The organism is Pleionea sediminis (assembly GCF_007570825.1).
Taxonomy (GTDB): Bacteria; Pseudomonadota; Gammaproteobacteria; order Enterobacterales; family Kangiellaceae; genus Pleionea; species Pleionea sediminis.
Map to the genome: position 1 here is coordinate 687,347 of NZ_SUNB01000001.1, position 13,720 is coordinate 701,066.

The following is a 13,720-nucleotide window of genomic DNA, read 5'->3' on the forward strand; positions in this document are numbered from 1 at the left end:
TCGTTGACGTCAATTAGTCAATTAGTCAATTAGTCAATTAGTCAATTAGTCAATTAGTCAATTAGTCAATTAGTCAATTATTACTTGCTCACACGATTCGCATGTGCAAGCAAACAATCGCCTCAACACCTCCACTTCCAATGACCGAAACATTTATCTGATGGTCTCCAAGAACAAGTTCGCTAAAATGCGAAATCTCACCTTGCTGAATCGAATGCAGAATTACGTAGTGTGATATATCTTCATTATCAAAATCAATAGCATCCACTTTTATCTTTACAACCTCATCAAACCGATAGGTTTGATTTTTTTTAGATTATAGAAGTTAATAATTGGAGCGACTGCATCCCAAATCATATATTTTTTGTCGAATCGATTTTTAATGACTAACTCATTTCCCATAATATCTTTTCAAAGTCTATTAAAATTTACGCGTATTAGACTTTCATGCTTTTAAAATAAACCACGTACTGAATAAAGCACAAAAGTCACCTGTGGTACGAAGAGTAAAATAACAAGCGACTTTAACGTTTGCCTAAAATTTTCACAGCTAACTACAATGGAGATCTATAGCGTTCCTGTAATTGATTTATAAACCTAACAAAGAAATTGTTATAGTGCACTGCGCCTTGTATCGCGCGCTGTTTTGCATTTTCAGCAGTATTCGCAACATCTAAATGACCTGAAAGTTTTGCTTCGCCAACACCGTAAGACAAACTTCCCTCTGCTACTAAATGAGCGTCACTGTTTACTCCTGCAGCAGCGGAAGCACCTAAATTCGCCTTATCTAATAGTTTATTCTTAATCTTTCTACTAATTGTAAGTTTGCTACTTCCATCAGGCTTGGCTTCTGACTTTATTTGAAAAAGAAGAAGCTCTATTTCAAAATTAGTTTTAAATCCATCCGAACCTTGTTTTGTTGATCCTGTCACTGACGTTTTCCCAATTTTTTTCTTGTCTTTATTAAAAGTAACATTATTAACAAACTTCAATCCGCCCATATCTTTGTGTTTGTATTCTGGCACTTCTATTTCAGGCAATAAGTACTCCTTATCGCTAGGCAACTCTGTCATTAACCCGGATGGATCAACAAACTTAACCGGATTTCCTCGACCATAGGCGTAAGGATTTAATTGTTGCGGATCCAGCAACCTTGACTCGGTCATGAACAATGGATCGGGAGTTAAGAACTGGCCCTGCGTTTGCTGCAAATAGCGTTGCTCAAAATAGCCTAAGCCCGATTCCACATCAGTTTCTTTTCCAGTAAATCGATAAGGAATTTCGAGCGCAGATTCACCCCACTCATTATCCACTTCACCGTAAGGTCCGTAAGTGAATGCGGCGACAATTTCACCGTCATTATTTAAACTGAGCTGCGTACTCCCTAAATGTTGCGCTAAATAAAAGCGTTCTGGAGTAAATGCTCCGCCATCCTGACGACTTTGCGCCAACTTGTGTCCCAAAACAGTGACGAATTTAATTAACTCGCCATTGCGTAATTCTGTATCCGAATCGACATAAAAAGTTTCTTCGCGTTGTCCTAGATTGTTTACAATCGCTTTATAGCGCCGAATATTTTGGCTGTCGTAACGATATTCAGCAGAAACGTCGTCATTAAAATAACGTATCAAACGATGCTTATGATCCCAGCGATAATGCTTGTCACCTTCTTGAATCCGGTTACCACTTTCATCATAAGTTATGTCGTGAGTTGTCGCGGTCAATGCATTAGGTCCCGGGGCAGTTCCTATTGACTTACCAATCCGATTCCACGCGCCATTATTTTGTTGATTATTACTATTACCGTAACGCAGTAAACCAATACTGGTGCTCGGCATCAAGCCACTACTGCGTTGTTCCAACATGTTGCCACTTGGGTCATAACGGTAATTAAACGCCACGAAATTACTCAGTTTTGATGCTTGCGTTAGGCGATAGAAATCATCGTAGGTGTAGGTAAAGTTTTCTTTTAGTTGTCGATGAATGCTGGCATCTAAGTTCAGCTCTTGCGCAATATTAAGAAGACTTTGTTCACTCCGTTGATCATCAATGGATAAAACATTCGACACTGCGTCGTAATGATACTCAAACTGCTGTAGCTCAAGCTCGTCACGGTAACTATCTACCGTCTTTAAACGTAGGCGTTCATCATGGTCGAATCGAGAAACGACACCATTGGCTAAGGTTCTCTCTGTTAATGATCCTTGGGGGCCATATTTTAACTGTTCAACAACACCCGGAATTGACTCCAATTGTCCGGCGTTATCGTAATAATAATGGACTTCGGTTTTATCCGGATATTGTCGATAGGAAATTCTATTAGCAACATCGTAATCAAATTTGGATACGAACTGTTTGTTACCATCATTCCCTAGAATATTTCTAACTTTGGTAATCAGTCGACCTCTCGCATCAAAGCTGAAAGCTTCACTGCCCGCTTCATCCCAAATGGAAGCCAGCCTTCCCTTTAACTCAGTTGCATTTTCTAACAGCGAACTGGATGCGTCATATTGATAGCGTACTTTGGGTGTTACGTTTTCCGGTATTGATGAAGGACTCCAAGATACACTATCACTGAAAGTCTCTGGACAACTCGGTATTAGAAACTCAGCTAATAGACGATTTAATCCATCGTACTGATATGCGACTTCAACACACCTTGCATCGCGAGTTTGTTTTAAATTACCGGCATCATCATAAGCAAACCAAGTTTGGCCTCGGTTAGGATCATTGATGTAGGTATTCCGCGCCAATCCATCGTAATGCATAAAACGAACATTACCTTGCACGTCCTCGTACTGAGTTAGATTATCTAAGGGATCAAAGGTGTAAAGACTGCGCCACTCTTTAAGACCACTAACGTAACCTTCTGCATCAACTTTAACTGCATCGACAACAGCTCTTACACGTGATAAGCCATCATATTCGACGCGTTTAAAAGCGCCAAAATGGGGAGAGCTTTGCCGTGTTTGCTCTTCGTCTTTCATGATCTTGGTTAATGGAGAATATTCAAAAGACTCTAATGCACCTTCCGGTAAATCGGAGGTCGAAGGATGCCGGTTCGCCATCAAACGACCTAAGGAATCGTAACGATGCGTCACTGTAGGAGCATCGCTTTCCTTAATAAATTCAAATCCACGACTAAAATATGGCAGGTAAGTTTTATCAACGAATCCCCGACGATTAAACCTAAAATGTTCGTTAACAATAACTTGCTCAGGTTTCGCTCCCTCCGACCGCGTTTGCAGTAAGCGACCGAATCCATCGAAGTAACTACGACTCACTATGTAGTCGCCATCGTCACTCGACTTCTTCTTTGTTTCAATATAATTAACAAGTTCATTATCATTTTGTAATGCTTGTAACTGATAGGAGTAACGAGATGAAGGAAGCGCTTCTGAATCTCCGACTCGGATGATGGAGGATAGTCGACCTAAGTCGTCGTACAAAAAAGATTGTCGTTGACCATTAAAATCTTCATGCCATGTGATAGCACCCCATAAAGGATCGACTTCAGCGCTTTCGGTAAGTAAAAGCTCTCCTGTATTTAGGGTTCGCGATGTTAAAAAACTATGATACGTTGAGTCGTAACCTAACTGTGTATGATGCCCCGCTTCTTTTCCCCACAAAGGATCGTAAACATCCGAAACATTGCCATAGTCGTCGTACTTGAATCTAGATGCAGCAATTACCTCATCGCTTGAGTTGGGATTAACCCAAGCATGAATCATTGTTAAATTACCGGAACTGAAGACACCTAAGTTACTTCCACTAAAAGACTCATCGTCATAAAAATAGTGCTCTTTCTTATAAACAGATTGCTCATCATCACTGACCGACGTCGAAACAACACGATCTAAAATCCAAGCATCGCGTGCCGCCGGATACGAAGCACTGAAGGTCGTTTCTGTTATACGTTGGTCGCTATGACAAGCCTCATTCTTTAAATATTCGAGACAACCCAACTCGAATATCTTTGTGATATTTCCAAAACTATCGTATTCGTATTCAGTACGTACCGTTAAGCGTTCACTTTCACCTTTTCCTTCAAAATGCTGACTTTCTACAGAACGAGCTTGTGCCTGTTCAATGGTTCTCTCTTCATGCTCACTTGACTCTTCAACCTCAGCTGACTCCCACACCGTTTTCACACGTTTAAAGAGACGATTTTCCCCATCTAAAAACTCAACACTAATCGCTTTACCTTTAAGCGACGTCTGTTCTTTCCCTAGCAAGTAACTCGATTTAATTACTTGCGTTTCATTTAAAGAATCACCTATCAAAAGCTCCGTGCTTTTCTCAAACCCCCAAAATGTCTTTTCTCCCACATGATAAAGGCCATTAGTATAATGGTACTCTGTACGCTCTGTGATATTGCCAATCGCATCATGGCTCTGAACGGCTTTAACGACTTGCATTCCAAAAGGTACTTTATGCTGCCATTCATTACCGGCATTCGCATCACGCAACATTTCACTTACAACGGATGCGTATTCAAAACTAATTGTTTTCCCGATACCGTTGTTAATACTTTGAATTTGATAAGGTTGTGTTTCAGGAGATAAATCAGCGAACGCAAAGGAAGAGCCATAACGATCAAGTTCATACCAAACAATATCTTGCGAACCGTTTCCGTTAATATCGACAAGTTTGGCGGTGGGGTAACGTTGATTTAAAGGAGAGACGATAAGTTGCCTCTCTGAAAATAAAGCGGTGTCATGTCTTAAACTTTGTTGCGCAGTTAAGCCATGATTCAACCAAATTTCAGCGAAACGACCGTTAAGATGAACCAAGTCGGCTCGGCCATCGCCATTGACATCATTGAAATTGATAGCATCGCTATATAGTTGTCGACTATAAACCGTTTGAAATCCGATGCGTGATCCAAACCCATTTAAGCCTCGTCCAGGATAATAGCTCACAACAAACCGGTCATTAAAAGCAGCAACAAGCACCAAATCCATGAGTCGGTCGCCATTCATATCGGCCAAATAAACATTTTGATTGGCTAAGTCTAAGGATTGAGCCGTTCTGTCGATTGGAAGCGGTATGCCTCGAGTCCAGCCGTTTTCTAGGTTCAGTGATACAGCATGACTACCACGCTTTATCAATAAGGCATCAACGCGTTTATCATGATTAACATCAACAAATCGCACTGAAGAGTCATTAAAAGCAACGCCAGGTTTTGATAACAACCCATGAGGTTTCCAAAATATTTCTGAATTTCCTGCTGCATTGTCAACTTCAGCGGGACTAATAACTGACACATTATTCGTCGAGAAAGTAAGAACGTCACTTTTACCATCGCCATTTACGTCGGCAACACGAACATTTGAATTAGAAAACTTACGCGTCGATGCCCGTTCCATCTGTTTTCGTCCGGAGAACTGAACAACGCCTTGCTCATCAGCTCCTTGGTTTAACCAATAGTGATTATTTCGATATCCCGTATTAATAACATCGGGCAAACCATCGGCATTTAAATCGAAAAATAAAGTATCCTTCGAATTAATTGGCATCGGTTGTACTTTGGGCATGGCTGCACGCAAAGCATTTTGCGTATCAAACTGACTCCATGTAAATTGGATGGGTGGTAATGAAGTACTTTTATTGAAACTTTGCTTCTGAATAGACTTTATAAGTGAGACAGGTTGCAGAGACGAGATTGCTTCGTAATCTATTTTGTAGCTAATCCCCTCTTTATTTCCTGCGTAAGTTGATATCTCAGTTAAACGCTGACTGATTCGAAGTTCAAAGCCCGATCGAAAATCGGTTAGAACATCGGGACGAAATTCATAGTTAAATCGAAGACCAACATGACTAGCTTCTGAATGGTTATAAGTTATTTCCGCTAAGTAAGGATAAGCATCGCCATCTACTTTTTGATAAATATATTTTATTTCATTACCGTTACTATCTACCATCGAATCAGGATACCAACGATAAACAACTAGCTTATTTGCTTGTAGAGGATGAAGCCCCTCAACTCTTGAAGTAGAACGCGTACCTAAAGTAAGTTTTGAGCCATTAGGGAAGTGCCAACGCCATCCCTGCTCTAGTTTTTCATATAAAATAAATCCATCTTCAACTTGAGCTCGGTACAAATTGTCTTTTACATAGACGAGCTCTTTTCCTGTATTATCAATATAGGTATCCGCTTCATCAAATTCATCGACTTCACCATCACCATCGCTATCGCGTCGATTTCCGGATAACCAATCTTCATAAACCGGTAAACCTTTGTCCGTTTGTCGCTGCAGATATGGTACGCTCAACTGCATACCAACGCCTAACAAACCATTACCATAACCATTGCTATATTCGATTGATAACGAGGGAGAAAATCCCGCTCGCCCCGGAGGTACATCAATGGGGACTTGGTATTGACTAGTCCCAGTATTAGGCGCAAGGGAAAAGCGTTCACCAAGACCATCAATTGACCCGGGCCCTGTCGGTAATGAAAGAACATGAGGATCCGAAGCAGTATTGACACCACTTCCCCGTACAGTCGAAGAAACTAAAAGTAGCAAAGAAATAACTAACCAAAGAAAGCTATTTCCTTTCTGTTTTTTTTGTGTCACGAGTTCGCAGCAGTAAAGTAACATCGGATTTTATTTCCTTATTTTTTCTTTTTAATACTCAAGCAAAAAAGCAATCGTTAAATTATTTTTTTGATTAAGCACTCAATTAGGAGGAGGTAAAAATCAGCAGCACACTGTGTGCTGCTGATTAAACGACAATTATTGCTCTAAACTATCACGGTATAGAAGTTCTTCTAAAAACAGTGATGTTTCAGGTAATAATTCATACAAAGGTAAGTCATCATTACTCTTCAACATATCATCGATCAAAACGCCTGACTTGTTATAACCAGAGTAACAAGTGTTAACATTTCTCGAGACATACTTGTGTCGAATGACAAGCTCGATATCGGTAATGTCATAAATTTCATATAAAGAACCGAAATCATCCGCCTGTAATAGCTGTAACTGCCAATCCGACGCCGCGACAGAACGCTCTTTAAAGGCTGAGGTTCCAGTATTAATCACGCCCGAAGATCCCGCAGTAATCGCTGCATCCATTTCCACTGAGTATCGATTACTGTAATTGAATGTGCTTGCACCAGTAACATCCCAGAACTGCGGTTGCACTGCTTCAATACGATCAATTGTTTCCTCGATATTGGTCGCTCCTTGATATTCCTTTGCACGGAAATAACTGGCACCGCCATAAGTTAAACGTGCGGGTGTTATTTCTTCCATAGCGCCTGCAACGGTTGTGATATTCACTCCCATATCTAGAATTTTGTCGTTGTAAGTACCACCACTAACGACACAACTCTCATCTCCACGAATAACCATACGCGGACCTAAGAAAATTCGACCACGAGGAACCGGCTTTAACGTTGCAAAGTTTAGGTTAATCCAATCTTCAGAGTAGTAACCACTCTGCGTTTCAATTGAACCTGCTAAATAAGCTCGGAATGCGTAATTAGAATCTAGCAGCGTGCCATCACCTTCATACTCACATTCATTAGGAGCAAATGGGTCTGTTATGATCCAATCAAGTTCTTCTCGTCGCTCTGGGAACGGATGCTGATAACACTGTAATCTTCGGCGTAAAAAGTGATAGTAACCTAAGATGTCTTCTTTAAAAGAAATCACATCGGTACTGGTCTGGAAGCTTCGCACGAGTCGCTCGTTATTGAAGTTCATCATCTCTTCATAAAACTCAGCTAACTCTTCCGCATTACGCATGGCAATAACCGATTCAGCGTCGTAGCCCGAAGCACTTACAAAAGATTCTTGCCATTTGTACTCTAAAGCTTTAACCGCATGGAACATCCATTCTTGCGCACGTTCAAAACTTGTTTCTGCAGCGAGTAAACTGGAAGACACTCGTTGTAAATGGATTGGATCTGCGAAATATCGATCGACTTGCGTAGCACGTAGCTGTTCAGCTTGAACCAACAATCGTTGTACTTGGTTCATCATACCGAGCAAACGCTCAATTTCCGCATCCAAGTTTGCTTCAGCAACGACAATATCCATTTCCGCAGTTTTCACGCGTAACCATAAATTACGAATCGTTGCCTGGCTATTTACATCCAGCAGCTGACTGTTTAATGATCGAATTTGTGCTCGCTCTTCCTTTGCCAACTGTTGACTCATCACATTCAAATTACCAATACTAGAAATCTCATTGATATTGGTACGATGTTCGCGAAGTGCAATGTTTGCATCAATAACGCCACTAACAAATCCAGCTATAGCACCAGCCCATCCGCCTGTCATACCACCTTGAACCGTTCGATTAACCGTGTCAGCAAATCCTCTTATGCGTGACGTTTTGCGACGCGCCTTTTCGGCTGCAATTCGGACTTGATTAATTCGCTCAGAAATTCGAATTTGTTCATTGTCATAACGAATATGAACTTGATCGATTGCATTTTCGATTCCTTGCTCTTCACCGCGACGTTCAATTTCAATTTCAATCGCATCTAATGCATTCGACAATTCGGTTTCTCTTGCAGTCAGTACTGCCTCTGCACTTTCGATATTGGCATTCTGCAATGAAATGGCACTACCTTGTCGCGCATCATCGGTTGAAACCACACACATTCCTTCACTACAGCCAGTGTCAATTTCAATACCGACTAGTTCCGACAAACGTAGATTGATGGTATCTAATCGATCACTAAAGTCCGTTACCAAGCGATCTTGATTGGATCGTTGCGTATCGAAGTCTGCATTCGCTATCACTAACTTATTCAACGCATCAGCCAATGAACCGGAGGTTCGATTATGGCGTTGCATGAGTAAATCAAAGGTATCGCTTGTTTCGTTGCCTTGACCGCTTTGACCGTAAAAGATCATCACTGCATTTTTCGGTAAACCCAGTAAATTCGTTTCTCCGGTTATTGATTCAGGCAATGAACTCAATTCAGCTAACGCCGCTTTAAAACGATCAAAGGCTTCGGGTAAGCCGGTAAATCCAGAGACGTCATCGAATTCAACCGACGAGAATAATGCTTGCATCGATTGGTCGTAAGCAGTTAATGCAGCAACCGTTGTATTTACCGTTTCAACAAGCTCATCAATCAATGTTTGATTTGCTTGTCCGCCGATAACTTCAAGTTTAACCGCTTGATTCAGTGAATTTGCCCACTTAGTCATGAGTTCATAATAGGCTCGAACATCTTTATAGCCATTGTACAATCGCTCATCTGGTGTAACACTTTGTGCAACATCATTCGCATCACGATAACGCGGACTAATGTCACCACGCTGCGCCTCGTATTTCACGACAATGTCACCGTTATGTTCAAACAGATCACGATAGTTATAAAACGCACTTTCAAAGTGATCAGCTGCGGCTTGATACAAATCAATTTCAAGTCGAATATCACCTTCGCGCAACCGAACAATACGCGCTTGGTCAATCACTTGGTTACCCGCCATGATTTCAGCAATCGCTTGCTCGAAATACACATCCAACAAGAATCGCTCAATATTGGTATTGTTGGGATACAAGGTTAATTGATTTAAGATCACGTCTCTTGCTGCATCGACACGATCCCGTTCCGCATCGCCATAAATGGTTGCAAAATCACTGTCTAACAATCCATCCGCGTATTGGAAAATCACTTTATTCGTTTCAGGATCTAATACATAACTGAGATCCAAATAACGGAACGCTGCAACATCGCGAGAAAAGCGATTTTGTTCAGGAAAATCATCACTGGCAGGAATTGCATCGGCTTCATTGTAATAAAGAGACTTACGAATGATATCCGTAGGATCGACTTCCACTTGAACGCTTTGCGCAGCTCCAAAGTCTGAACTACCCGCCAAGTTATAAGCACTCAATCGATACTGATGCTCACCATAAGGTTCATCTATGTCAGCAAAGTTCACACTAAACTGCCGTGCACTACCGTCATATACAAGCTCAAAAGCACCATTATTTATCGACTGCTCCAAACGATATCCAGTAGCTCGAGCAATAGCCGGCCAAGTCACCGTGTATGCCCCATCTTCAGGATCGGCCGATGAAGGCACGCTCAATCCCGTGGGCACTCCTGGAGTTTGGAAGTTGGTAATTTCGGTCATGACAAAGTCGGAACAAACACTGGCATCCACAGTTGAACAACTTCGAATACCATATTCGTTTTGACCGTGTTGCAATCCACTGAGTTCGTGTCGGTTGACATTACCTAAATCCACAATCGTTCCGTCAACGTCTCTCAAGTCATATCGAACAGGCTGGCCCAACGCCGCTTCCCACGCCAATGTTGACGTTTCATTATTTCTGGTCACATCAGGTGTTGCTGTCAGATTTGTCACTTCCGGAATTAAAATAACTTCCACAATCGGACTGTAACTGTTTGAACTACCCGCTTCGTTAGATGCGCGTAATCGATAACGATGTGAACCATTGGTATGCTCGCCTGAAGCGTTATAAGCAAAGGATAACGTAGCGCCGTTATAAACAGTTTGCCAATCCGCACCATTAATCGAACGCTGTAATTGATACTCCGTTGCTCCATTAACCGCTGTCCAACTCACTTGATAATTGTTAAAGCTCCACTCCGGTGCAGACGGTGCAGACGGTGTATCAGGACGATACAAACTTTGCACCGTAACATTTGAGAAAGGAGTACATAATGAAGATGATGACGCCAAACAAGCTCGAATACCGAGCGAATGTTCACCATAAGGTAAGTTAGCAACATCAGTGTCTGCAACATTACCTAAAACTCGCGTTGTATTATCCGCATTTCTTAGCACGTAGCTGATTGGCTGACCGATCGCCGCGCTCCATCTCAACGTCGTTGGCTCACCGTTTCTAACCAACGTGGGTGATGCAGTTAACCCGCTAATTGCAGGAAGCACATTCACTGTGTTTGAAGAACTCCAGTCGGACCATCCCGCAACATTGCGAACACGAACTCGGTAATTGTGAACTCCATTAACGTGCGAGCTACCGACGGTGTAGTTATATCGATTGCTACTTCCTGAATAAACCGTTGACCAACTTCCACCATTGATTGAACGCTGCAACTCATAATTGGTTGCACCACTTACAATGGTCCAATTAATAGCGTAATTACCCAAGGTGTAACCTGTTGAAGCAGGCACGTTTGACGTTGGAGCATTCGGTTGCGAAGGACGATAAGCACTAGCAACCGTGACATCACGGAACGATGAACAAATATTAGTAATGGTACTTGAACACGCTCGTATACCGTAAATGTGATTACCCGCAGCCAAATCATCCACGGTTGTACTATTGACATTTCCAATAGTTGAAATGGTTCCCGCTGGCGTGCGTAATTGATACGTCACCGCTTGTCCTGCAGCGTTTGACCAACTTAACGTCGACTCACCACCATTAAAAACAGGATTAGGTGTCGCAGCCACTGAAGCGACTTGCGGGATGTTGGTCGTCGATTTTACCGAACCAAAGTCAGACCAACCTGCAGGGTTTCTGGCTCGAATACGATAACGATGAGAACCATATTGATGACCACTTCTCGAAACGTTGTAGTCAAATTTAAGAGCGGTACCTTGATAAACCGTTGACCAACTTGAATTGTTAGTCGACAACTGCAGCTGGTACTCACTCGAGTTACCGGATTTACTCCAAGTAACAGAATAATTTTCGATCGTCGAACTGTTTAAGGTAATCGGTGGAGCACCAACAATGTGGTCACTATTAATAACGGTGTTGACATAGTTTGAACACACCGACGTATTAACCGTTGAACATGCACGAACGGAATACGTATGAGAACCGGAGGCCAATCCACTGACAGTATGAGTGCGAGTACTGCCTTTATTGGTTACAGTACCATTTGGCATGCGGATATCATAACGAACCGGATGACCAGTCACAGCCGACCATGAAATGACTGTACTATCACCATTATAAACAGGGTTAGGTGTCGCACTAACACTCGTGGGACTCGCTACCGGAATGTTAACGTCTAGCGCGCGCGCTGCTGACCAGTTGGAACAGGTGTTTCTTGAATTACATGCACGAACGGTGTAGCTGTAAGTACCATTTCGGTCGTGAGAAATCGCATGAGTTCTCGCTGTTCCCGAATAAATTTGTGTAGAGCCTTCTCGTAATTGATAGGTTTCTGCAAAAGACGCATTTGACCAAGTAACATTGTATCGACCTGTACTGCTGTTCGATAACGCACTGATTGAAGGTACAGCCGGCTTAAACTCAACATAAAGATTAGTACTAGCAACACGATAGCCGCTCGAACATGTGTCATTACAGGCTCGAACACGGTATTGGTAGGTTGACTTATGAGATAAATTCGGAACCGTGTAACTCCGGCTACTACCAGAATAAGCATTTTGCCAAGCGCCATTGTCTTTTCGTTGTTGCAACTCATAACGAGTGGGTGAACCACCGCCATCATTAGTTCCCCATGAAATTGTAGCGCTTGCACTTGAAGAGTAACTCGGCACGGAAAGGGAACGAGGCAAGTTAGGTGTGTATCGAACTCTCACAGTTGAGCCTGTTCGATAACTCGAACAAATATTTCCTAAACATGCACGAACACGATAGCGATAAGTACCTTCTGCGAGCTTTGGTTGAGCATAGCTTTGACCAGAGCTGGAATATATATTGCTGCTCCAAGAACCATTACCTAACTGACGTTGCAACTCATATCGACTCGCACCGGAACTTCCACTCCAGTTGACATAAAAGGTACCCGCCGCGCTAAAAGCCGGTTGCGTCAAACTACTGGGTACAGGGACTGAAGAAACAACAACCGTGTGAGTTCCAGATTTTACAGAAACAGGCTCTCCAGGCTCGACACACCCACGCCCAGGCCACCTCTGTAAACAAGTTTTTCTCCAACGCCACTCTTCAAATGTCCATGTACCTGCAGAATTTACAGTGATATCTCTTTGTGTACTTCTGCTAGTTCCGTTATAAGTAGTGACGTAATTTCCGTCGCGTCGAGCAATTATTTTATCGTGATAATGCCCCTCTCCCATTCCTCCAACATTACCTTGAAACGTTAAAGTAAATTCACCTGTTTGGCTGGTACTTGGTCCTGATATTGCAGAGGCATTAATACCGATTAAGCCTGCCCCTAATAATAAAAAGGCAGGCAGTTTGCGACGCAATCTTCCTCCGCCTTTTGAATGCTTTTGATTTCGATAAAAACTCGAAATCTTTTTCCCCAAATTAAATTCCATAGATTTTCTCCGTAATAGTCAATTCGCTGTACTTTTCTTTTCAAAGTAAAACGAATAAAAACCCATCAACCTTTAACAAATAAAACTCGAATAGTGGTACCGGACAGTTATCGTGAGAAACTGAAAGTTGAACTTATAACCATCAAACATTGCAGGCTCCCGCCAACCAACAACTCTCTGCGACTTCCGTTTGGTTAATTTTTTCAAACTTAATTCATCCAGTGCATTTTCGATTGAGCTAAAACTCTATACTTCATTCGAATGCAACCTAGTCTGAATATTCAATAACCAACCGCATTGCGAAAAATCTAATTAGTGAGAAGAAGCGAGAGCAAAAAAATAGGCTCGTAACTACGAGGCAACTCATCAATTAGCTTTTCGACTAATCCAGAATTATCTAGGAAAAATTTTATTTTTCATAAAGATAGAGTTTTAGAATAACCGACATTCACTTTCAAAAAACCGCCTTCCATTCTGACGAGAGATAATTTTTA

2 protein-coding genes are annotated in these 13,720 nt (G+C 42.0%); both read right to left on the reverse strand.

What is annotated here, in order from left to right; all coding sequences use genetic code 11:
* Positions 1-554 precede the first annotated feature (554 nt).
* Positions 555-6,605, reverse strand: a complete 6,051-nt coding sequence (locus FAX86_RS02775; protein ID WP_144391807.1) for a SpvB/TcaC N-terminal domain-containing protein — start codon at positions 6,603-6,605, stop codon at positions 555-557.
* 135 nt (positions 6,606-6,740) lie between these two features.
* Positions 6,741-13,226: a fibronectin type III domain-containing protein gene (locus FAX86_RS02780; protein WP_144391808.1), complete on the reverse strand. Its 6,486-nt coding sequence runs from the start codon at positions 13,224-13,226 to the stop codon at positions 6,741-6,743.
* Positions 13,227-13,720 lie beyond the last annotated feature (494 nt).